The sequence below is a fragment of the Ruegeria sp. B1 genome (genome assembly GCF_056535885.1).
This window is the reverse complement of sequence record NZ_JBQFJA010000001.1, coordinates 1,754,117-1,775,999: the sequence shown is the minus strand read 5'-3', so window position 1 is coordinate 1,775,999 and position 21,883 is coordinate 1,754,117. Positions and strand designations below refer to the sequence as shown.

Genomic DNA, 21,883 nt, shown 5'->3' with positions numbered 1-21,883 from the left:
GATCAACCCCCAGACGTTACTTGTCCGCCCACATCCTGCGGAGCCAGCGCAACCGTTTTGATAACCGCATAACAGTCTTTGCCTGGCTGCAATCCAAGGGCATCGACTGAACGACGAGTTACACGGGCCAAAATGACACCAGCCGGGGATTTCACCGATACGATTGCCCCGGGACCATCCCCGGATCGGATGGAATCGACTGTCCCGCTCAGAACGTTCAGGGCCGACAAACCCTCAGGCGGTTTGCTGGACAGGATCACCTCCTGTGCCGGAATACGAATGCGCAACTGTTCCCCGACCTGATGCGCGATGCGGGGCAAGAACAGATGCGATCCATTGGCGTCCAGTTCGGTCAAGCCATCGGCATGGTGGTGTCGAACCCGGACCTGTAGCACCGCGCCGACAGCCCGCACCCCGGCAGGCGCGACGGATGGGTCCGCCAACACCTCTGACGCCGGTCCGTGGCGCACTACGGTGCCGTCCTGCAAGGCCACGACGGAGGTCGCCAGCCGGGCCACTTCGGAGGCCGAATGGGTGACATAGAGGATCGGCACCGAGACCTCATCCCTCAAACGTTCGAAATATGGCAGAATCTCCGCCTTGCGCTCATCGTCCAGCGCTGCCAGAGGTTCGTCGGCAAGAATGAGGCGTGGACCGGCCAACAGCGCGCGGCCGATGGCGACCCTTTGTTTCTCACCACCCGAAAGTTGCGCCGGACGGCGGCCCAACAGGTGACCAATGCCCAACATCTCGATGACCTTGCCGGGCTCCTCGCCCTGCGCACTGCGGGGCGCGAACCAGCGGCCATACACCAAGTTCTGGCGGACGGTCAGATGTGGAAACAGACGCCCTTCCTGAAAGATATAGCCAAGCCTACGGCGATGGGGCGGCAACCACAGATCGCGCCCAGTGTCGAACAAAACCCAGTCATCCACGGCCACCCGTCCAGATTCCGGGCGCAACAACCCGGCAACGGCGTTTACGATCGTCGTCTTACCCGAACCGGAGCGCCCGAACAGCACCGTCACACCGGATGGCGCATCGAAGCCGATGTCCAGGTTAATCCCTGGCAGAGCCTGCTGCAATCGAACAGAAAGACTCATGCCCCTGCCACCCGTGCTGCCGCGCGCCGACCAACATATTCAGATAGCAGAAGCGCCCCCATCGCGATGACGATGGAAACTACGACCAACCGGGTTGCTGCGGCCTCGCCTCCCGGCACCTGCAAAAAGGCGTAGACCGCCGACGGCAATGTCTGGGTTTGGCCGGGAATGTTTGAGACAAATGTAATGGTTGCACCGAATTCGCCCATAGCCTTGGCAAACGCCAGAATTGCCCCGGCGATGACCCCGGGCAGGATCATTGGCAGTGTCACGGTGGCAAAAACAAACGGGCGCGAGGCACCGAGTGTTGCACCGGCCTGCTCTAGCTTCGGGTCCACCGCTTCGATGGACAGGCGGATTGCCCGCACCATCAACGGGAACGCCATAATCCCGGCAGCCAGCGCTGCCCCTGTCCAGCGAAAGGCCACAACGATCCCAAACTCACCCAGCAGTCTCCCCAGCGGCCCCTGAATACCGAAGGTCAGCAACAGCAGGTAACCGGTAACCACCGGTGGCAGGATCAGCGGCAAATGCACCAGCCCGTTCAGCACCTGCCGCCCCGGAAACCGCCACCGAGCCAGGGCATAGGCGACAAAAACCCCAAGCGGCAAGGTCACGAGGGTCGCCCAAAACGACACGCGCAGCGACAGTTTCAGCGCCTCAAGCTCTGCCGGTCCCAACCAGTCCATGCGGCCTACCCGCCCGGCAGGGTAAAGCCCTGCTCAAGAAACACAGCCTGTGCGGCGTCAGTTTGCAGATAATCCAGAAATCGCCGCGCCCCAGCTTGCGCAGAGGTAGTTACGGCGGCTGGGTAAACGATGGGCGGGTGAAGTTCGGCGGGAAACACCCCCACAATCTGCACACGATCTTCGACCTCAGCGTCAGATCGATAGACGATGCCCAGAGGGGCCGCCCCGGTTGCGACCAGCGCCAGCGCCGCGCGCACATTGTCGGTCTGCGCGACCTGATCGCGAACGGTGTCCCACTGCCCCAGATTTTGCAGTGCAGCTTTGCCGTATATCCCTGCGGGCACCGCGTCGACCAACGCCATTGCAAGATAGCCCTCGCCCAATTCGGATTGCAGGTCATAGCCCCCGTCGATCCCCCCGACCTGCATGCGATCCAAGGTTCCGATCAGAACCAGACCGTTGCCCAACAGATTGACGCGTGAGACATCGTCGACCAAACCCTCATTCTGCAAGACATCCATCCAGTCTTCATTCGCCGAAATGAACAGCTCCGCAGGCGCACCCAGCTGTATCTGACGGGCCAGAACAGAAGATGCGGCATATGAAACGGTGACGCTGAACCCGGTCTCTTGCTTGAACTGCGGCGCGATTTGTTCCAAGGCGGTCTTCAAGCTGGCCGCAGCAAAAACCAATACCTCATCAGCGGCGACCCGGACCGGAACCGACACCAAGCCACTAACAACCAGTGCCGCTATCAGAAACCGAAGAAGGCGGTGCAGGATCATATGCGGTCCCGTCGGGAAGGTTAAAGTCCCCAAGGGAATATCGGAGGCAGTGCACGAGGTGCAAGCATCTTTGCAACACCGCGCAATTGCAGCCTTTCAAAACATCGGCCCCGGATGCAAGCTTGAGGTGATCGCCTCTACCGTCTCATGGGACATTGATCAACTTGAGCATTCGGTTTGGCTGTGATCATACGGAGACGGAACCCCGACGTGTCGCAAGACAAACCAAACCTAATCGAGACCACCCGGTGGTGCCAAAAATATTGTTTGATTTCAATGGGCGGAGGTGGTGGGTGATGAGAGACTCGAACTCCCGACATCTTCGGTGTAAACGAAGCGCTCTACCAACTGAGCTAATCACCCGTGGTGGTGCATGTAGCCAAACCGGCGCAAGGGTGCAAGAGGGGCGGTGCATTTCTTGCATTGAGGCGCAACGTAGATCAGGCTTTCATCTCGCTCAGGGCGGCCAGCAGCCTGGCGACTTCCTGCTCGGTGTAGTAGTGGCAGAGCGAAATCTGGATACTGTCGCTCAGACCCTGGGATATCAAAACGTTGCCACTGTAGTGATCCGCGGTCGAATGGATCTGTCTCAAACTTCATCCCTCACCTATCAGATCGACCGCAGTTCTGGAACACGCCAGGAGCAAACCGTAACGATTTCATTCAGGGGCGTGCATTTTCCGAAACCCAGGAGCGAGATTTCAAACGCTTGGTGAACGTGCCACAGAAATGTTGTGTAGAGATCCTCTTCACCTGTTCGTCATCCACTCGGATCAAGGTAGCGATTAGCAGTTCAACCACGAGTCCCCAGCTACTTCCGCGTGCGAGACAGAGCCTTCGGTGGAAATCAATGGTCCCAATTTCAGAGAAATCATAACCAGTTCGTTCAGCATAGGCATGACGAAGCTGTTCAGTTCATCAAGGCAGTTTTGCTGATGAATATGAATCTCCCGAAACGAGGTCGGTCGCAGAAAGTGGGCAAGTTGCTCTTCCCGCTGAATCCGATCCGTAAGCTGCCGGATACCAGAGAGCACCAGCATGAAAGGGCAATCCGGTTACTTCAGAAGGAACTTGAAACTGTCCAAGATCATAGCTCGGGATTCTTGGCCTTTGTTTGAGAAAATATGTTTGCATTCATCATAGTGAACACCAGCGACGCCCTGCGCCTTTGGTTGATATTGCACCCGATCCCAGTAGATCGTTGGCTTAGAGCCCTTCGATGCTCCATGTGGTACTTCAGACCCGTTCTGAGCGTATGGATGCCCAGATCTTTCCACATGATTTTGCCACCTAAGGTACCGGAAACAATCCTGGCTGGTCTGCCATCTAGCATAAGCGTTGATCCGTCGTTTACCTCCGGCAAAATCTTACGCACTTCGGTGATTTTCCGGCCATTAACATTGGCCCCTACCCTAGCTAGCAATTGTAAGAGTGCACATTCGTAACGATATTGCAGCAACGGCTCGAACCTAGCGCGTTTTTGATTTCAGCCTTACTAAAATGTTACTAAGCAACACCCAAAGATCAGAAGCAGGAACTGCACATGCCGGTAGCGACCACAATTGTAAACGGCTTTCTCGGCGCGGGCAAAACCACATTAATGCAAAGCCTTCTGGTACAGGCGCGAGAGCTGGACGATGTGACCTTGGGCATCATCGTTAACGAGATGAGCACATTGGATGTGGACGGCTCTGTGCTCGACTCCAGTGAGTCTATCTCACGCAGAAGTCCGCATTTCGTGTCAGTCCCCGGGAAAAGTATCAGCAGTGATGAAGGACTCCCCGAATTCCGCGAAGCCGTCCAAAAGGTTCTTGAAGATGGAGAGGTCACACATCTTTTGATCGAAACCTCTGGCAGTACCCATCCGTGGCCAATGCTGGAAGCTATTCGGGCCCTACCTCAGCTGCGCTTGCACGGGTTTTTATCCGTCGTAGATACGGTGGTTTTGCAGCAGGACCACGACTTCGGGCGGGCGATCCACCCGGTGGCCACCCAAAATTTGGCCGCCGGACGGCGAGGTGTTGCAAACTTGTTGGCCGAACAAGTGATGTTTGCCAATCGCCTGCTGCTGAGCAAATCCGACAAAGTATCGCGTGAAGTGCTTCAACAGGTGGCCGAGGCCGTGCATCCGCTCAACCCGCGCGCCGATATGCTGGCCATGCAGTGGGGCAACGTGCGCCTAGAAACCATTCTATCCATGCCGTTCTACGATTACGAGCGGATCAATGCGTTTGGAAAGGAACTCGCCGCGTGGGACGCAGAGAACAAGGCCGCGCCCATGGCTCAACCCGAAACGTATAAGATCGGAAACCGGGTCCTGCGCGACCCACGCCCGTTTCACCCGCAACGACTTTATAACGTCTACACGCAGGCCCTAGGGATCGGCATCTACCGTAGCAAGGGGTTCTTCTGGTTGCCGACACGCGACAACCTAATGCTGTTGTGGAATCAAACCGGCGGCAGCGTCGGGCTGGAGATCGTGAATTACTGGAAGATCAGTGCGCTGGAGGATGACAGCCTGAACCTGTCAGCATGGGAAAAAGACGCGATGCGCGCCAAGCTCACCCAGGCACATCCCGATTTTGGCGACCGACGATGCCAACTGACGGTGATCGGCGACGAATTAGAACTCGATGCCTTTGTCGAAGCTTTGCAGACCTGCTTTTGTACCGATGATGAGACCGCGGCGTGGCAGGCGGGCGAAGACTTCGCAGACCCTTGGCCCAAGACCGTCGCGAGCTTGCGCCCTTAGTAAACTTTAGTCCTCAGTGAGTTCTTTTGCGGCCAGTTCAAACCAAGCCACAGTGCGCGCATAATGAGCGGCGCCCCAACGATCAATACACTTCTACGTTTGATAATCTGAGTGATTATTCAGTTCGGCGAGGCGCTCGGTCACATATTCTTGCGTCAGCGGGATATCGCATTTCACAGTGATGCAGTGTTTCCAGTCTTCGTAGGAGCTGGGCCAAAAGACATATTGGTTTCACCTTTCCGGTCTGAGCTTGAGCAAGATCTGGTTCAGGTCTGCAAGGAGCGGTGTTTCGAACAACATGGCGCCGCGACAACAGCTAGCACCAACGGCTGATTTGGGATTGCGATGGCTGTAAGGGACAGCATCAAAGGTCTTTTTCGGGCGGCCATTGTCATACAGAACAACGCCCGCTGGGAATAGGGCGAAAGGCTTCGACTGGGGTCTTTGTCGTCATCAAGCCAGGGCGCACCGCGATCCAGAACGATGACATCCTTGCCCTTTTGCACAAGTCCGATGGCGGCGTCGATGTCGCTTTCGTAACCGCCGATGACGTAGATCTTGTCCTCTTCGATATCGTCCCAGCGATCGACTGTACCTTAGTGCCGCCCGAGACTGGCGCCGGGCAGACCTGCATCACTGGGCACCAAAGTGCCCGCAGGCCCAGATGACGTAGTTGGCCGTCACCTTGCCGCGGCTGGTTTGAAGCGTGAAGCCATTGTCGATTGGCTCAATCGAAAACACGTCCAAGCCGCATTGAACATTCACCCCAAATACATCGGCATCCTGTTCAAGGTATTGCGCATAGGCAGCACCGTTTGGGTGCTCGCTGCGTAAAGACCAACGTTGAGAACTGTCAAAACTGACTGCGTTCAGATCTGTGACGCGGAAGACATTGCTGGGAAATGACGGGGTCAAAAGCCGCATCTCTTTCGGCCAATCACGAAAGCTCTGTCCGATCTGACCTCGTTCAAATACCCAAACGTCTGGAATAGCCAAATCGCGCAACAGTAAGGCGACACCGAGCCCGGCGGGGCCGGCTCCAACGATGGCAATGCTCAGCTGGTCCGGGAAGCCTGTTTCTGCGTCATAAACCATGGAACAGATCGTCCTGTTTCTGGGCTTGGCTGGGACGGACAATCCGGGCTGTATGATTTGGATTGAAGATATGTAACTCCGGTGGTTGCATTCCTTGGATGTGTCATATGTAATACTGTAACGTTAAATTTAAGCCGGAGTTCTCCATGCCAGACCAACGTCTCCCCGTCACCGTCCTTTCCGGCTTCCTTGGGGCAGGAAAAACCACCCTTTTGAACCGCGTTTTGAACAATCGCGAGGGCCGTCGTGTTGCTGTCATCGTCAACGACATGTCAGAAGTGAATATCGACGCCGATCTTGTGCGAGCGGATACGGAACTGAGCCGTACCGATGAGACACTGGTTGAAATGTCCAACGGCTGTATCTGTTGTACGTTGCGCGATGACCTCCTTGAGGAGGTGCGACGCCTCGCTGGAGAGGGGCGCTTTGATTACCTGCTGATCGAATCAACCGGTATCTCCGAGCCTTTGCCCGTCGCTGCGACCTTCGATTTCCGTGATGAGTTCGGCGAAAGCCTGTCCGATGTATCGCGCCTCGACACAATGGTAACGGTTGTTGATGCGGTGAACCTTACAGCGGATTACTCCAGTCAGGACTTCCTGAGTGACCGAGGAGAGACGCTAGGCGAAGAAGATGAACGCACGCTGGTCAATCTCCTCGTCGAACAGATCGAATTTGCTGACGTCGTGATCCTCAACAAGGTCACGGATGCTGGGCGCGAAAAAGTCAGCGCAGCGCGGCAGATCATCCGGTCCCTCAACGCAGACGCCAAGATCATCGAAACGGATCATTCCGACGTTTCAAGCGATGCCATCCTGGATACCGGGCTTTTCGATTTCGAAAAGGCCCATGAGCATCCTATGTGGGCCAAGGAACTTTACGGCTTTGCCGACCACGTACCCGAAACCGAGGAATACGGCGTCGCAAGCTTTGTCTATCGCGCCCGCCAGCCTTTTGAGCCAAAAAATACTGAACGTTCTCAAAGGCGAACTACCTGGGGTAATCCGGGCAAAAGGGCATTTTTGGATAGCGACCCGCCCAAGTTGGGTGGCAGAGTTCTCGCTTGCTGGGACCCTGTCCTCAATCCAGCCACTGGGCACCTGGTGGGCTTCGGTTCCTCAAGAGCGTTGGCCGACCCATGAAAGCGCACGCGCATATATGGCCGAGCACTGGCGGGAACCCTGGGGTGATCGGCGCCAAGAATTGGTGTTTATCGGGGCCGGGATCGACTGGCCGGCTTTGACGGCATCGCTCGATTCCTGCCTTGTGCCAGAACATTTGGCACCTGGTCCTGACGCCCTTCCCGATTTTCCTGACCCATTCCCGATCTGGCGCCGCGCTGAGGAGGCCGCATGACGCTGCACCAAAGCCTGGCCCGAGAACACTGCGCCGGTGTTACCCTGACAACGACGCCCAAAGGTTTGGCATCTATCAAAGACCCCGCGTGTTCTGCCGCGATCTGGAAGCGCGAACCTGCTGCAAAGTTCCAGAATTGGATTGATAGTCTGGATCCAGTGGATTTGCCCCGCGCACGGATCATGCTGCGCGCAGAGATGGTGCGCGACGCCATGGCCGATTTATTGGAGGCTTACGCTCTGCCTGACTGTGACGAACGTACGATGCTGATAGATGACATAGCTGCCTTGGCGGCCATGTTTTCCAGCATTATGGACAGCCGGTACCTTCGACTGCGGCTTGACGTGATTGAGACCAACGCGTGCCGTAAATTCCACATCGACGCATTGGCCGCGCGTTTGATCTGCACGTACCGCGGTTGTGCAACGCAGTATGGCAACGGTGCTATGGGCGGCGAACCTAAGGACATTCATGACGTTCCGACAGGCTCTCCTATGATCCTGCGTGGCACCTCTTGGCGAAGCACAGCGGAACCCGGTTTGTTGCACAGATCACCCCCTATCGAGGGCACTGGGGAAACGCGGCTTGTGCTTGTCCTGGACCCTATCTCGGACATCGAAGCAGATGAATTCGACGGGCACCTGCATTAGCAAGATACGCCACGACGATTTCATCCCACAATGCCTCAAGGAGAATGCCCAATGCTGATGCCCAACTCTGCCCCTGACTTGCGCCAGGCCGCAATGGCCGCACGTGAAAATGCCTATGCGCCCTATTCAAGCTTTAAGGTGGGTGCGGCAATGCGCGCTGCTTCAGGCAAGATTTACATCGGTGCGAACGTCGAGAACGTTGCTTATCCGGTGGGCACCTGCGCCGAAGAGGCAGCGCTTGCCGCCATGATCGTCGCTGGCGAGACCGAAGTTATTGAGGCTTACGTGATCGCAGATTCCCCGGAGCCGGTTCCCCCGTGCGGTGCCTGCCGTCAGCGCCTCAAGGAATTCGGCAAGGACGATGTCACCGTTTGGATGGGCACCACAGATGGTAAGGAGGAGGCGACGACGATTGGTGACCTTTTGCCAGGTGCATTTGATGCTGGATATATGACGCGTAGCTAAGTGCACTGGGCCAACTGCGCGACGGCCGCCGATAAATGTCGCCGCATCCGCGCACAATCCTCGGCAAATTCGGCGTAAGTTTCGGGGGTGAGTTTTGTCGGCGCAGACACCTTTGATACCGTCGCACCGACTTGGACAGAACTCTTGGTGATTTCAATAAACCCGTTCCGCCGTGAGGGATTGTCATCGTGGCTTCACCCCAGAAAATCGTAAAGCCGTCAGATGACATAGAACTTGGCGCGAACCAAATTCACTCTTCTCGAAAAGTTTATGAGGCACGCCAAGAATAATGGCTGCCGACCCGACGATTGGATATGTCGAACTCACCAACCAGCGCTTGCGTTGTGCTTTGCCGGGACGCTTTAACCCGGCAAAGCTTCAAGAAAACGCATCGGTTGCCCAGTGCTTGGTGTTACGAGTTCACCTTCCCACATCACCCGATGCCCACGCACCACCGTTCCTACTGGCCAGCCGGTCACCGTGACGCCGTCGTATGGCGTCCAACCTGTTCGGGACGCAATCCAATCGTTGGTTATGGTCTCTTTGCGTTTCAGATCGATAATCGTGAGGTCCGCATCGTAACCCACCGCGATGCGGCCTTTTCCGTCGGTCCCAAAAAGGCGATTGGGACCATGGCTGGTCATATCGACAAACCGCTCCAGGCTCAGCTTACCCGCATTCACATGGTTCAGCATGGTCGGTACAAGCGTCTGCACGCCGGTCATGCCGGAATGGCTCTGTGGGTAGGGGCGTTCCTTTTCCTCGCGCGTGTGCGGGGCGTGATCGGACCCCAGGATATCCGCGACACCATTTGCCACGCCTTCCCAGATCTTTTCTTGATGTGACTTGTCGCGCACAGGCGGGTTCATTTGAGCAAAGGTGCCAAGACGTGCGTAGGCGGTGTCGTCGAGCGTCAGGTGATGCGGCGTGACCTCGACGCTGGCGACATCCTTATGGTCCGCTAGAAAGGCAATCTCTTCGCCGGTTGAGATATGCAGAACATGGATGCGCTTTCCCGTTTTCCTCGCAAGGGCAACGAGGCGTTTTGTACAGGTCAGTGCGACCTCTGGCGAGCGCCAGATAGGATGGCTCGACGGATCTCCCGGGATGCGGAGGTTTTTGCGCTCTTCCAGCATGTATTCGTCTTCGCTGTGGAACGCGGCACGGCGGGTGATCGCATTCAAGATCGCTTCCACCCCGTCATCATCTTGGACCAAGAGTGACCCGGTCGACGACCCCATGAAGACCTTTACACCTGCACAGCCCGGCAGCTTCTCCAGCAGAGGAAGCTCTGAGACGTTTTCATGCGTTCCACCCACGTAGAAAGCAAAATCGCAATGCATACGGTTCGTTGCAGCGGCGATCTTGGCTTCGAATGCCTCACGTGTTGTTGTGAGCGGGTTGGTGTTGGGCATCTCAAACACGCCCGTCACGCCGCCCAGGACAGCACCGCGCGATCCGGATTCAAGATCCTCTTTGTGGGTCAGACCCGGCTCGCGGAAATGAACCTGGGTGTCGATGACACCTGGGAGAACGTGCAGGCCTTTGCAATCCACCACGGTTTCCGAAGCCGCGCGCGACAGGTCACCCAAAGCGGTGATCCGTCCGTTCTGCGCGCCGATATCTGTTTCATGGATGCCGTCATGGTTGACGACGATGCCGTTTCGAAAAATGGTTTCAAACATCTGCATTTGTTCGCTTTTTGTTGACCTTAACCTAGGTGCCGGAGACGCAGGACGAGCATAATCCATGCACCTCAATGATATGACGCTGCGGCAGGAAACCCGTTTCTTCAACGAAGCCGGAGCGGTTCTCGACAAGGCCTGGGGCGGTGCGTTCTTCAACAGTTCCGCATTCGTCGCAGATAGACAGTACCGCCGATTGATGACTGCCATCGCATTGGCACGCGATGTAGGCCTTATGGGACTCGACCCTGTGAACGCGACCGATCTTGGTTAATGCTGCAAGTGCGTTGTAGACGGTCGGCCGTGCTATCTTTGGGTGTGATGCCCGTAATCGGCGCAACACATCATAGGCGGACATCGCGCCACTGGCGGCCTTGAGCACGGCGAGTATCTCGGCCGGCACTTGTTCACCGCGTTTCGTCATGGAACATTTAGCTTCATTTGATCTGGGGGTTGTTTACAGGTGGCACCGGATCAAACCCTGATCCGCCCCATGGATTGCAGCGTGCCAAACGGTGAAGCGTTAACCATAGGCCGCGAAGAGGACCATGGGTTTCCAGAGCTTCGATCGCATAGACAGAGCAGCTTGGCTGAAAGCGGCATGAGTGACCAAGCCAAGGGGAGAGGATGAGCCGGTAGCCACGGATCGGAAGGATCAGGAGCCATGTGAAGAAACCCCTCATGCGCGCATCCGCCAACGGCTCTCACCGCCGGAGTCCTCGACTTCAACGCCAAGTGCCAATAGCTCATCGCGCAATGCGTCTGCGCGTGGCCAATCACGATCAAGGCGTGCTTGCGCGCGCTTTGCAACGAGCGCCTCGATCTGATCGACCTCACCAGCGCCCGCCTGAGCCCATGCTGATGGATATTGCTGAAGTAGACCGAGGAAACCGCCTGCCTGACGTAGACCTGCCGCGATCTGGGCGCGTCGGCTTGGGTCGTCTTCGGAATGGAGCTGCCCCGCGAGGGCATGCAAGGCGGCTAAGGCAGCTGGGGTGTTCAAATCATCATCAAGCGCGGCCATAACAGAAGCCATATCATCAGGTGAAGGGTCTGCCGCCGGTTGGTCGCGCAATGCGCCATAGAGCCGATCAAGAGCCGCGCGTGCAGCCTTGGGTGTCTCGGGCGTCCAGTCGAGCGGCTGCCGATAATGCGCGGACAACAGCGCATAGCGGATCGCCTCGCCAGGTGCGTCCTTGAGGAGATCGCGCACCAAAAGAACATTACCGAGCGACTTGGACATCTTGGCACCCGACACCGTCACATGACCGTTGTGGACCCAAAACCTTGCCTTGGTGCCTTGCGCAATCTCGTTTTCATGATGCGGGAAGCGCAGATCAATGCCCCCGCCGTGAATGTCGATCTGCTCGCCCAAATGCGCACGGATCATTGCGGAACACTCAATGTGCCAGCCGGGCCGGCCAAAGCCCCACGGGCTGTCCCATCCCGGTTGATCTGAAACGGACGGCTTCCATAACACAAAGTCGCGGGGGTCCCGCTTCCAGGGGCCACCTCAACCCGTGCGCCCGCGAGCATTTCATCCGGGTTTGCACCTGAGAGCTTGCCGTAGTCAGGAAAGGCTGGGATGTGATAGAGCACATGGCCTTCCACTGCATAGGCTTTGCCCTCGGCGATGAGCCCTTCGATCATCTCGATCATCGGCCCAATATGCGCCGTTGCATGTGGCTCAATATCAGACGGGGCAACACCCAGTGCAGCGAGGTCTTCGTGATAGGCCTCGGTGAACTCTGCCGAGATCGCGCTACAGGATACGCCTCTTTCAGAGGCCGCTGCGATGATCTTGTCATCCACATCCGTGATGTTGCGGGCGTAGGTGACCTTCGGCACCTGTGCGCTGAGGACCCTTGCCAGAACATCAAACACCACGGCAGGCCTGGCGTTGCCGATATGGGCGTAGGAATAAACCGTTGGCCCGCAGACATACATCCGCGCATGTTCGGGATGATTTGGGGAGAACGGCTCGACCTTGCGGCCCATGGAATTGAAGAGGTGCAGCATCCGTCAGACCTGCATCTCAACCGTTTCGTGCATCATACCGTCGGTGGCCGTCTCGACCTCATTTGGTTGCATTCGGAGCATGTTCAGGCTTGCGTCAAGCTCCTCCTGATTCATGTTTCGCGCAATTACGACGACCCGGCTTGTCGCGTCTTGGCCGCTCCAGGATTTCAAGAGCACAGGTGCATCGAAGATGTGCTGGACGCCATGGAACACGAAGGGCCAATCCATCCCGTCGACGTGCACAATCCCCTTCATTCGCAAAAGATCAGGGCCTTTGAGCGCGATCAGCATTTCGAGCCAGAAATCAAAAACGCTGGCGGGGATCGGGTCAGGCACTTCGATTGAGGCAGAAACGATTTGGTTTTCATGGTGATGGTGATCATCGCCGTGGTGATGGTGATGGTGATCATCGCCGTGGTGATGCGTATGGGGCTTCTCGACCTTCCCAATCCAATTTGCGATGTCCTCTGGGTTCACGTCTTCCCGCAAGGCGGAGAGGCCGAAGAGAGCGCCTGTTGGCACGTGACCGTGGTCTGCGTAGATGCGCGGCGCAGAGCTGTTGATGCGGCTTACCTGTGCCTCGTATTCCGCAAGAGCGCCCTCGGACACGAGATCTGACTTGGTCACGACAATCAGGTCAGCCAGTGCGATCTGGTTGACCGCTTCCACCTGGGTTTCCAGCGTGCTTGCGCCCGTCGCCGCGTCGGCAACGGTGACAATCCCATCCATGCGGTAATAGTGCGGCACAAGTTTGTCGACGACCAGAGTTTGCACAATCGGTGCGGGTTCCGCGATCCCCGTTGTTTCGATGACGAGGCGGTCAAAGGAAAGCTCGCCACTATGTTTGCGCGCCATTAGCTTTCCAAGCGTCTTGGCAATATCGCCACGAAACGTGCAGCACAGGCAACCCGATTGCATCAGAATCGTTTCTTCGGTGGACGCTTCGATCAAGTCATGATCCAATCCCGCAGCCCCAAATTCGTTCATGATCACCGCGGTCCGACCCGCTTTGGGGTCGTTGATCAGGTGGTTCAACAAGGTGGTTTTCCCCGCACCCAGAAACCCCGTAAGCAATGTAACCGGTACGCGTGTGTCTTGTGTGTCCATATCTGCCATGCCCCTTTACATCTTAGACATCCTGCGCAAAGAAGTTTATGTTATAAAGTAACACCTCACAAGAGCAGCAGTATGAGCACAGTCGAATTTCAACTCCGCCACTCCGTCGAACAAGTCGAAGAAGGAACAGATTTGGCCCCGAAGTTTGGGTCCGATGGGCTTTTGCCATGCATCACAACAGACGCCAGTAGCGGCGAAGTTCTCATGTTGGGGTGGATGAATGAGGAAGCACTTCGGTTGACCATCCAGACGGGTGAAGCGCATTACTTCAGCCGCGCACGACAGATCCTCTGGCACAAAGGCGCAACATCCGGGCTGGTCCAGAAGGTCGTCGAAGCCCGGATCGATGACGACCAGGACGCGATTTGGCTGCGCGTCTCTGTGTCGGGGTCGGGCGCATCATGCCATGTTGGGTATCGCTCCTGCTTCTACCGTTCTGTGCCCGTCGCAGATAGTGCCGGACAGCCGCTGAAGTTTCTTGAAGACAAAAAGACCTTTGATCCCTTAGAGGTCTATGGCCATGTCCCCAACCCCACCAAACTCTGACCCGTCCTTCATGCGGCATGCCTTGGACCTGGCCAAGGATGTGCGCGACCATGTCTGGCCGAACCCACCCGTCGGGTGCGTGATTGTCCAAGATGGTGTGATCCTTGCCCAAGCAGCACCGATCCCGACGGCCGCCCCATGCCGATCGCAAAGCGCTGGATACGGCGGGCGATGACGCGAGAGGTGCCACGCTTTGCCCGTTCAAGCCGGAGTGAGGCGCATGATGGTAAACATCCACGATCCATCTGATGAGTATGCGAAGGCGGTCTTCGTCATCGAGTACGGCACGCGCATCCGCATCGTAGTCTCCCCGCTCTTCAACACTTGAAAACGTACGACCTGGCAGGTTTTCGCTCAAACGACATTATTTGAGCGACAGGCTTAGAAAATCTCAGTCTACGTGGAATGCCCGTCGGGTACGAAAGCAAAAAACGGTGCAAAATGACGTATCGATTTCCCTCTCTCAACGGCCTCAAAGCCTTCGAAGCCGCCGCGCGACATATGAGCTTCAAAGCAGCCGCTGCTGAGCTAGGTGTGACCGCTGGCGCCTTAAGCCAGTAGGTGAAACGCCTCGAAGCGTCTCTCGGCATCTCTCTTCCGCCGATTGCCGCCTGACAGCAAGTGCATTCGAATGCGCTCAGGTCACCTGAATATTCCAAGGCGCCATGATGGGTTGCAGCAGTGCCTTCCTGAGAGGCGGTACGGTTGGCGCTGCCACGAGTTTGGTCAAAGCGCGATCATAAACCGCAACACATACCAACTCGGTAAACCGGCTCGTATAGAGAAGGCCATCTATGCTTGGCATTTCGGCATGGACAAACTCCGAGAAGAACTGGCCAGATTTGTGATTGGAGTATCGGATCACATCGGTCGGCACACCAAACCGCGCCGCATTGCCCGCTGTGAGATCGAGCAGGTTCAGTCCTCCGCCCCGTCTGGTCGAGAAGTTGATAGCTGAGCGCGTGTTGTAATCCAGTGGCCGCACTATGCGCGACGGCAGAATGTCCAAACTGTCTCGGACAATGGTCTCATAGACCCCCGTCGCCAGATCGACGGTTCCATAAATCAATCCAAAGGGAGGTGTCGGCCTCGAGCGAAGCTTTCGTGGACTGAAGCGGCTTGTCCCGTTCCCAAAACCAAGGGGCGTCGCAGCGTTTGCCGTAGGAATAACGCGTATAAAATTCGAGAGTGGCCGGACTGTGGTGAGCCCACCAAACAGTCCGGCCACTGATCGTTTCTGAGCAGCATTTAGTTTTAGAAGATCAGACGCCCTCACATATGATCCCCATAGTCAAATCCTTCCTTCGCGGCTTCAAGTTCTGACAAACATGCCTTTAAGGCTTCCTCCGACTTGCAAGCTTTCAATCTGTCCAGAGGTCGCGGGGTCTCTTCGCCGTAAAAAACCGAGGAGGTTAGAAATTTCCACGCCTCATAGTGCTCGTTTCCAAAGAGACGAAGCACGTCTGACAGTCCTTTGATTGGCAAATGCCCGACCATTTGGTCCTTCGGAACATAAAGCGCATTCTTGAACAAACGAAACCCAATGAGCTCGTTTTTCTTGATCCTTCGCGTAATCGTCGTCTTTGCGACACCAAACTCCTCAGCCGCTTCCTCTGCGGACCAATAGGCGTTATCGAACGGCTCGTCTTCGAAGGTTGGATACTCTTCTCCGGCTCCCGCTTTGGCGAGCAAAGACAAATCCTGACCAACGAGCGCCGGCTCCATCTCCACAGCAAGCGAGACCGCACCGCTTTCCATATCCATGGTCAAATCCACTGCAATCTCCGGATCATCGATCTCATCCATGATCTGCAGTAAGTCAGTGTCTTTGCTACTTCTCACCTTTTTGGCTTTGCCCCAAGCTCTATGGGGCCGTTTGGGCAGAGTAACGTCCATGACTTTCACAAGCGGCTCGTTTCCGCTTTTCCAAAGCCTCACACGATCCACGCGGCTTCCCAATAGATCACCAACCGTCGGAAGCGGTTGCGTGGCCGTTCCCGCCTCAAGCGATTGCATATAGCTTTCCAGCATAACAAGCTTCTGTGCCGGGCTTCTTTCCGCCTTTGATCGTGCCATGTTGCTCTCCTTTGTCGTAAGATACCATAGAAGTGCATTTGATGCAATCGATGCATTTGTTGCGTATGGTGCATATATAGCGCTTGCCATGCGCGATTTCAAGACGCTCGGTTCCAACTTGGTTTCTGCGATCCGTTCTCTTTGTCGAGCCCTGTCGGTCTTACAGCGTTCTTGAGGCTCTCATTCCACGCGATGTCCGGACATGGCCGAAAGGGAAGCCAAAGCGCGGCCTCGGTGAACGCCTGACTTGCAAATCCTGTGTCCCTCAGAGCTTGCAGGGCGTTCCGTTCATTTCAATACTACCGGCCAATTCCCACTCCTTTGTCGTCCCGCTTGATCTCACCGAAACGCATCTCCTCTTGCGCCGTGATGTCCTCCTGACGCGCAATCGCCTCAGGGCAGCTCAAGGTCACTCAGTCAATGTGGACCTGGGCCTAGAACCGCGGATGTCCGCCTGACGAGCTCTACCACGGCACAGCCAGTGCAAATCTGGATGCAATATTCTCAGACGGACTAAACCCTGGGCGTCGTCATCAAGTTCACCTCTCTTTGGATCCCGACACGGCTGAACGCGTCGGCCAAAGACACGGAAAACCAGTCGTCCTAAGAGTTGAGGCGCAACGAATGTTTGAGGACGGGTTTCTGTTCTATTGCGCCGACAACGGCGTTTGGCTCACTGACAAAGTGCCAGCGGACTACTAGGGCTTCGGGAAGACTGCATAGAAACGAGAACAGTTGGCAAATGGTCAGCTATGAACGCGGTTTTGTCTGAATACTATCGAGAGCGCCAAAATCCGCAGCACACACAAAACCCGCTACGTGCAAATTCTACTGATCTGCGCTAAAAAGCGACAGAATCCTGCCAAAAGAGACAAACTTCGTGTCATCTTTCATTATGAAAAGTGGTGAGCCGTGCAGGATTCGAACCTGCGACCCACTGATTAAAAGTCAGTTGCTCTACCAACTGAGCTAACGGCCCACTCTTTGCTGGATCATTGCGATCCGTGGCGCTCTCTAGGGTATTTTCCCGACCGGGTGCAAGTCCCTATATCCCGCCTCGTTTCGCCTAAACTCAATGTGTTTTAGGCGCCCCGATAGGCGGCCTAATTAGGCAGCAGGTGCGGGGGGGTCAACCCCTTTTTTGAGGAATCTGCGCGACAGGGTGGAAACAAAATCGGACCGGCGTTATATGCCCGCTATGCGACGGATACACAGCAACGGTTTGCCCTTCATGAAGATGCACGGGCTGGGCAATGACTTTGTCATTGTAGATGCGCGCGCGCAGCCGGTGGCCATGACACCTGAGTTGGCCAAGGGAATTGGGCACAGGCAGTTCGGCGTCGGCTTCGACCAGCTGGCGGTCATTGAGAACGGCGAATTCGATGCACATCTCGTCTTCTACAATGCGGACGGATCAACCTCGGCCTCCTGCGGCAACGCGACCCGCTGTATCGCGCGGTTTCTTATGGATGAGAGCGGAAAACCAGAACTGAAGCTGACGACAGAACGCGGAACCCTGATGGCGAAAGACGCTGGAGAAGGTCTGACCTCGGTCAACATGGGGCAACCACAGCTCGCGTGGCAGGATATTCCGTTGCGTGAAGAGGTGGATACGCTCGAATTGCCCATCGAAGGCGCACCTACAGCTACCGGTATGGGCAATCCGCACTGCACCTTCTTTGTCGAAAATGCCGAGGCCATACCGCTGGAAGAGTTCGGTGCCAGATATGAATATCACCCGCTGTACCCGGAACGCACCAACGTTCAGGTGGCGCAGGTCATCGGCGCAGATCATATCCGCATGCGCGTGTGGGAACGGGGCGTGGGGATCACGCTCGCCTCTGGTTCCTCGTCCTGCGCGACAGCTGTCGCTGCTGTGCGGCGCGGCCTGACCGGACGCAAGATGCAGATCGAATTGGACGGCGGAACCATCTGGACCGACTGGCGCGATGACGGTGTCTGGATGACCGGGCCCACCTGTCATGTTTATTCGGGAATGCTCACGCCCGAGTTCCTGGAGTCTCTGGAATGACGGCGCCGAAGTTTACCACGCTGGGATGTCGCCTGAACGCCTATGAGACAGAGGCGATGAAGGACCTGACGCAACAGGCAGGCCTGACCGATGCGGTCATCGTGAACACGTGCGCTGTGACTGCCGAAGCCGTGCGCAAGGCGCGGCAGGAAATCCGTAAGCTGCGGCGCGAAAACCCGGACGCGCGCCTGATCGTGACAGGATGTGCGGCGCAAACCGAACCGCAGACCTTTGCGCAAATGGACGAGGTCGACGCAGTCATTGGCAACACCGAGAAGATGCAGCCAGAAACCTGGACAGGTATGGCTGCAAATTTCATCGGCGATACCGAAGCGGTTCAGGTGGATGACATCATGTCCGTTACCGAAACGGCCGGGCACCTGATCGACGGGTTCGGCACCCGGTCCCGCGCTTATGTGCAGGTTCAGAACGGTTGTGACCACCGCTGCACCTTTTGCATCATACCCTACGGCCGTGGCAACTCGCGTAGCGTTCCTGCGGGCGTCGTGGTGGATCAGATCAAACGACTGGTCGACAAGGGCTACAATGAGGTGGTCCTGACCGGCGTAGACCTGACCTCATGGGGTGCTGATCTGCCGGCGCAGCCCAAGCTGGGCGATCTGGTGATGCGCATCCTGAGACTGGTGCCGGATCTGCCCCGGCTGCGCATCAGTTCGATCGATTCAGTTGAGGTGGATGAAAACCTGATGCAGGCCATCGGGTCTGAACCGCGCCTGATGCCGCATCTGCACCTGTCGCTGCAACATGGCGACGACCTGATCCTGAAACGAATGAAGCGTCGCCACCTGCGCGACGATGCAATCCGTTTTACGGAAGAAGCCCGCAAGCTGCGCCCGAACATGACCTTTGGGGCAGATATCATCGCCGGTTTCCCGACCGAGTCGGGCACACATTTCGAGAATTCGCTGAAGCTCGTACGAGACTGTGATCTGACCTGGCTGCACGTGTTTCCGTATTCCAAGCGCGATGGCACGCCTGCGGCGCGTATCCCGCAGCAGGTGAACGGAAAGACCATCAAGGAACGGGCGGCGCGCCTGCGTGCGATAGGCGATGCGCAGGTGGCCAAGCATCTGTTCTCGCAGGTCGGAAAACGCCATCGTGTATTGATGGAAAACGAACGGATGGGTCGCACAGAGCAGTTCACCGAAGTGATGTTTGACACCCCACAGGCCGAAGGCCAGATCATTGAGGCCGATATTATCGGCGCAGCGGCGACCCAACTGCAGGCCATACCCGTTTAGGGGGCCAAGGGTCGCGACAAGGGCCCTTCGTTCGACGCTGATGAAAACGAAAAACCTCCGCAACAATGGTTGCGGAGGTTAGTGTTAAAGAACCGAATAAGTTGGCCTCAGTGCTTTCTGCCTTTGATCGGCGCCCACAGGCGCTTGTTGACCAGATACAGAAGAACCGACAGGACCGTCAGAAAGATCACGCCGACAAAACCGGCATTCTTTCGATCCATCATTTTGGGCTCCGCCGCCCACATCAGAAAGGCGGACACGTCTTCTGACATGGCCCTGACCGAATTATCGTGGCCGTCCGCAAAGTCGATCTGCTCATCGAACATTGGCGGGGCCATCGAAATCCAGCCCCCGGGGAACGCCTTGTTTTCATAGAGAATCGTTCCGGCTTCTTCCTTTTCCTCACCCGTGTAGCCATCCAACAGCGACGCGATGTATTCCGCGCCACCCATGCCTTTGACCAACTGATTGATGCCCAGACCATACGGCCCATGGAAACCCGCACGTGCCTTTGCCATCAGGCTCAGGTCCGGTGCGCCAGCGCCGGTATTGGCAGGGAAGTGATCGGTTGGGATCGCCGGACGGAAATCGTCCAATTCGGGATCAAACACTTCGAAGTTATCGGCGGAATAGGCAATGACCTGTTCCTCCGAAAAGCCCAGCGCCTCAAGATCGCGCAACGGGACATATTGCAGCCCGTGGCAGGCCGCGCAGACTTCGGTATAGACCTGAAGGCCACGCTGGAGCTGATTTAGATCCCAGGTCCCGAAAGGGCCCTCGAACGAAAAGTCGAAATCCTCGATATGCGTGTCGTAGGCGCCTGCCGCGTAAGACGAGACAGGGGCAAGGCCGATAGCAAGCGCGGCACCGATTGCAAGTTTCTTAAACATAGGTCCGGTCCCTCTTCTTACTCGGCCGGCGCCGCTGCGGCTTCGGGTTCGACGTCCGGTTTTTTGTAATGGGCGTCAAAGTCTTCTTCGATGGTTTCGGGTGGCGTGTCGGGTTTTTCGATGACACCCAGCAGCGGCAATATCACGAAGAAATAGGCGAACCAGTAAGCTGACGCGATCAGCGAGAAGGTCGCGTAAGGTTCTTCCGCAGGCATCGCACCCAGCCACATCAGGGCAAAGAAGTCGATGATCAGCAGGTAGAACCACCATTTGAACATCGGACGGTACTTACCTGAACGCACGCTCGACGTGTCCAGCCAGGGCGCCAGCGCCATGGCCAGGATCGCGCCGAACATGGCCAGAACCCCAAAGAACTTCGCGTCGATGATGCCGCCAGTGATAAAGCTGGCGAACTGAACGACCCAAACTTCACCGGTGAAGGCCCGCAGGATCGCGTAGAACGGCAGGAAGTACCATTCGGGCACGATATGCGCCGGTGTGACCAGCGGATTGGCTTCGATGTAGTTGTCCGGGTGGCCTAGATAGTTCGGCATGAAGCCGACAACCGCCCAAAACACAACCATGATCACAGCGAGCGCAAACAGGTCCTTGATTACGAAGTACGGCCAGAACGGCAGCGTGTCTTTCTCGGCATCGGCCTTGGACGTGCGACGTACCTCAACACCTGTAGGGTTGTTGTTTCCTGTGGTGTGGAAGGCCCAGATGTGCACGATCACCAGAGCCGCGATGATAAACGGCAGCAGGTAGTGCAGCGAGAAGAAACGGTTCAGCGTGGCGTTGTCCACGGCGGGTCCGCCCAGCAGCCAGGTCTGGATCGCATCGCCAATGAATGGGATCGCGCCAAAAAGGCCGGTAATCACTGTTGCGCCCCAAAACGACATCTGACCCCATGGCAGGACATAGCCCATGAAGGCCGTGCCCATCATCATCAGGTAGATCAGCATCCCGATGATCCACGTCACCTCGCGCGGGGCCTTGTAGGACCCGTAGAACAGGCCACGGAAGATGTGAATATAGACGGCCACAAAGAACAACGAGGCCCCGTTCTGGTGCAAATAGCGGATCATGTATCCGCCGTTCACGTTGCGCATGATGTGTTCAACGCTGGCAAATGCCAGATCGACATGCGGCGTATAGTGCATCACCAAAACGATTCCGGTGATGATTTGCAAGGCCAGACAGAACGTCAGAACGATGCCCCAGATCCACATCCAGTTCAGGTTCTTGGGTGTCGGGATCATGAGGGTGTCGTACATCAAGCCGACGATGGGCAAGCGGCTGTTTAGCCACTTCTCGCCTTTTGTCTTCGGCTCATAGTGATCGTGAGGAATTCCTGACATT

General features: G+C 56.6%; 23 protein-coding genes, 2 tRNA genes and 3 pseudogenes. 9 read left to right on the top strand and 19 right to left on the bottom strand.

The window, feature by feature from the left end; genetic code table 11:
- Positions 1-2: 2 nt before the first annotated feature.
- The 6 genes from modC to ACR3ES_RS08580 all read right to left on the bottom strand — a co-directional run bounded on the left by modC (position 3) and on the right by ACR3ES_RS08580 (position 3,617).
- Positions 3-1,103 (bottom strand): molybdenum ABC transporter ATP-binding protein, encoded by a 1,101-nt coding sequence (modC, locus tag ACR3ES_RS08605; RefSeq protein WP_170437751.1) that lies wholly within the window; start codon positions 1,101-1,103, stop codon positions 3-5.
- Positions 1,100-1,792, bottom strand: a complete 693-nt coding sequence (gene modB, locus ACR3ES_RS08600; RefSeq protein WP_170437749.1) for a molybdate ABC transporter permease subunit — start codon at positions 1,790-1,792, stop codon at positions 1,100-1,102. The genes modC and modB overlap by 4 nt, the downstream gene beginning before the upstream one ends.
- Positions 1,793-1,797: 5 nt before the next feature.
- On the bottom strand, positions 1,798-2,577 hold the full coding sequence (gene modA, locus ACR3ES_RS08595) for a molybdate ABC transporter substrate-binding protein (protein WP_170437747.1): 780 nt from the start codon (positions 2,575-2,577) through the stop codon (positions 1,798-1,800).
- Positions 2,578-2,864: 287 nt separating this feature from the next.
- Positions 2,865-2,940: transfer RNA gene (locus tag ACR3ES_RS08590), tRNA-Val, on the bottom strand.
- A gap of 77 nt (positions 2,941-3,017) precedes the next feature.
- The gene (locus tag ACR3ES_RS08585; protein ID WP_480425206.1) at positions 3,018-3,170 is read right to left on the bottom strand and encodes a hypothetical protein; all 153 of its coding nucleotides are present in this window, start codon (positions 3,168-3,170) and stop codon (positions 3,018-3,020) included.
- 192 nt (positions 3,171-3,362) lie between these two features.
- Positions 3,363-3,617, bottom strand: a complete 255-nt coding sequence (locus ACR3ES_RS08580) for a hypothetical protein (RefSeq protein WP_170437745.1) — start codon at positions 3,615-3,617, stop codon at positions 3,363-3,365.
- Between the two features lie 503 nt (positions 3,618-4,120).
- On the opposite strand from ACR3ES_RS08580, the gene ACR3ES_RS08575 reads away from it, so the two are divergent.
- A complete protein-coding gene (locus ACR3ES_RS08575) occupies positions 4,121-5,329 on the top strand; it encodes a GTP-binding protein (protein ID WP_170437743.1) in 1,209 nt (402 codons plus the stop codon).
- Between the two features lie 266 nt (positions 5,330-5,595).
- Here ACR3ES_RS08575 and ACR3ES_RS08570 read toward each other — a convergent pair.
- Together ACR3ES_RS08570 and ACR3ES_RS08565 are read right to left on the bottom strand one after the other, a co-directional pair.
- Positions 5,596-5,907: pseudogene (locus ACR3ES_RS08570) on the bottom strand (NAD(P)-binding domain-containing protein); the annotation flags it as partial.
- Positions 5,908-5,962: 55 nt separating this feature from the next.
- Positions 5,963-6,424, bottom strand: a complete 462-nt coding sequence (locus tag ACR3ES_RS08565) for an NAD(P)-binding domain-containing protein (protein ID WP_170437741.1) — start codon at positions 6,422-6,424, stop codon at positions 5,963-5,965.
- Between the two features lie 146 nt (positions 6,425-6,570).
- Here ACR3ES_RS08565 and ACR3ES_RS08560 point away from each other — a divergent pair.
- The 3 genes and pseudogenes from ACR3ES_RS08560 (at position 6,571) to ACR3ES_RS08550 (ending at position 8,895) form a co-directional block, all read left to right on the top strand.
- Positions 6,571-7,780 (top strand): annotated as a pseudogene (locus tag ACR3ES_RS08560) (GTP-binding protein).
- Positions 7,777-8,430: a DUF1826 domain-containing protein gene (locus tag ACR3ES_RS08555; RefSeq protein ID WP_170437737.1), complete on the top strand. Its 654-nt coding sequence runs from the start codon at positions 7,777-7,779 to the stop codon at positions 8,428-8,430. The pseudogene ACR3ES_RS08560 and the gene ACR3ES_RS08555 overlap by 4 nt, the downstream one beginning before the upstream one ends.
- A gap of 57 nt (positions 8,431-8,487) precedes the next feature.
- The gene (locus tag ACR3ES_RS08550) at positions 8,488-8,895 is read left to right on the top strand and encodes a cytidine deaminase (RefSeq protein ID WP_170437780.1); all 408 of its coding nucleotides are present in this window, start codon (positions 8,488-8,490) and stop codon (positions 8,893-8,895) included.
- A gap of 362 nt (positions 8,896-9,257) precedes the next feature.
- On the opposite strand, the gene ACR3ES_RS08545 is transcribed toward ACR3ES_RS08550, so the two are convergent.
- The 6 genes from ACR3ES_RS08545 to ACR3ES_RS08520 all read right to left on the bottom strand — a co-directional run bounded on the left by ACR3ES_RS08545 (position 9,258) and on the right by ACR3ES_RS08520 (position 13,706).
- The gene (locus tag ACR3ES_RS08545) at positions 9,258-10,580 is read right to left on the bottom strand and encodes a dihydroorotase (protein WP_480425204.1); all 1,323 of its coding nucleotides are present in this window, start codon (positions 10,578-10,580) and stop codon (positions 9,258-9,260) included.
- A gap of 31 nt (positions 10,581-10,611) precedes the next feature.
- The gene (locus ACR3ES_RS08540) at positions 10,612-10,938 is read right to left on the bottom strand and encodes a transcriptional repressor (protein ID WP_480425567.1); all 327 of its coding nucleotides are present in this window, start codon (positions 10,936-10,938) and stop codon (positions 10,612-10,614) included.
- Between the two features lie 79 nt (positions 10,939-11,017).
- Positions 11,018-11,263, bottom strand: coding sequence for a membrane protein insertion efficiency factor YidD (gene yidD / locus ACR3ES_RS08535; RefSeq protein ID WP_170438356.1), 246 nt, complete (start codon positions 11,261-11,263; stop codon positions 11,018-11,020).
- Complete coding sequence (locus ACR3ES_RS08530) at positions 11,260-12,060, bottom strand: DALR domain-containing protein (RefSeq protein ID WP_480634714.1); 801 nt, start codon at positions 12,058-12,060, stop codon at positions 11,260-11,262. The genes yidD and ACR3ES_RS08530 overlap by 4 nt, the downstream gene beginning before the upstream one ends.
- Complete coding sequence (locus ACR3ES_RS08525) at positions 11,967-12,599, bottom strand: cysteine--tRNA ligase (RefSeq protein WP_480634713.1); 633 nt, start codon at positions 12,597-12,599, stop codon at positions 11,967-11,969. The genes ACR3ES_RS08530 and ACR3ES_RS08525 overlap by 94 nt, the downstream gene beginning before the upstream one ends.
- A 3-nt stretch (positions 12,600-12,602) precedes the next feature.
- The gene (locus ACR3ES_RS08520) at positions 12,603-13,706 is read right to left on the bottom strand and encodes a CobW family GTP-binding protein (RefSeq protein WP_480493402.1); all 1,104 of its coding nucleotides are present in this window, start codon (positions 13,704-13,706) and stop codon (positions 12,603-12,605) included.
- An 81-nt stretch (positions 13,707-13,787) separates the two neighbouring features.
- On the opposite strand from ACR3ES_RS08520, the gene hisI reads away from it, so the two are divergent.
- Together hisI and ACR3ES_RS08510 are read left to right on the top strand one after the other, a co-directional pair.
- On the top strand, positions 13,788-14,261 hold the full coding sequence (hisI, locus tag ACR3ES_RS08515) for a phosphoribosyl-AMP cyclohydrolase (protein ID WP_170435681.1): 474 nt from the start codon (positions 13,788-13,790) through the stop codon (positions 14,259-14,261).
- 441 nt (positions 14,262-14,702) lie between these two features.
- Positions 14,703-14,819: pseudogene (locus tag ACR3ES_RS08510) on the top strand (LysR family transcriptional regulator); the annotation flags it as partial.
- Between the two features lie 79 nt (positions 14,820-14,898).
- Here the strand turns inward: ACR3ES_RS08510 and ACR3ES_RS08505 are convergent.
- Together ACR3ES_RS08505 and ACR3ES_RS08500 are read right to left on the bottom strand one after the other, a co-directional pair.
- Positions 14,899-15,489, bottom strand: a complete 591-nt coding sequence (locus ACR3ES_RS08505) for an RES family NAD+ phosphorylase (protein ID WP_170435685.1) — start codon at positions 15,487-15,489, stop codon at positions 14,899-14,901.
- A 44-nt stretch (positions 15,490-15,533) separates the two neighbouring features.
- The gene (locus ACR3ES_RS08500) at positions 15,534-16,439 is read right to left on the bottom strand and encodes a hypothetical protein (protein ID WP_170435687.1); all 906 of its coding nucleotides are present in this window, start codon (positions 16,437-16,439) and stop codon (positions 15,534-15,536) included.
- Between the two features lie 387 nt (positions 16,440-16,826).
- Here ACR3ES_RS08500 and ACR3ES_RS08495 point away from each other — a divergent pair, with 387 nt between their 5' ends.
- A complete protein-coding gene (locus ACR3ES_RS08495) occupies positions 16,827-17,039 on the top strand; it encodes an RNA 2'-phosphotransferase (RefSeq protein ID WP_480425565.1) in 213 nt (70 codons plus the stop codon).
- Between the two features lie 201 nt (positions 17,040-17,240).
- Here ACR3ES_RS08495 and ACR3ES_RS08490 read toward each other — a convergent pair.
- A tRNA-Lys gene (locus tag ACR3ES_RS08490) sits at positions 17,241-17,316 on the bottom strand.
- Positions 17,317-17,526: 210 nt separating this feature from the next.
- Between ACR3ES_RS08490 and dapF the strand changes: the two genes are divergently transcribed.
- Together dapF and mtaB are read left to right on the top strand one after the other, a co-directional pair.
- The gene (dapF, locus tag ACR3ES_RS08485; RefSeq protein ID WP_170435688.1) at positions 17,527-18,369 is read left to right on the top strand and encodes a diaminopimelate epimerase; all 843 of its coding nucleotides are present in this window, start codon (positions 17,527-17,529) and stop codon (positions 18,367-18,369) included.
- On the top strand, positions 18,366-19,631 hold the full coding sequence (gene mtaB, locus ACR3ES_RS08480; RefSeq protein ID WP_170435690.1) for a tRNA (N(6)-L-threonylcarbamoyladenosine(37)-C(2))-methylthiotransferase MtaB: 1,266 nt from the start codon (positions 18,366-18,368) through the stop codon (positions 19,629-19,631). The genes dapF and mtaB overlap by 4 nt, the downstream gene beginning before the upstream one ends.
- Before the next feature lie 107 nt (positions 19,632-19,738).
- Here mtaB and ACR3ES_RS08475 read toward each other — a convergent pair whose 3' ends face one another.
- Together ACR3ES_RS08475 and petB are read right to left on the bottom strand one after the other, a co-directional pair.
- Positions 19,739-20,521 (bottom strand): cytochrome c1, encoded by a 783-nt coding sequence (locus ACR3ES_RS08475; RefSeq protein WP_170435693.1) that lies wholly within the window; start codon positions 20,519-20,521, stop codon positions 19,739-19,741.
- Between the two features lie 17 nt (positions 20,522-20,538).
- Positions 20,539-21,882, bottom strand: coding sequence for a cytochrome b (petB, locus tag ACR3ES_RS08470; RefSeq protein ID WP_170435695.1), 1,344 nt, complete (start codon positions 21,880-21,882; stop codon positions 20,539-20,541).
- Position 21,883 lies beyond the last annotated feature (1 nt).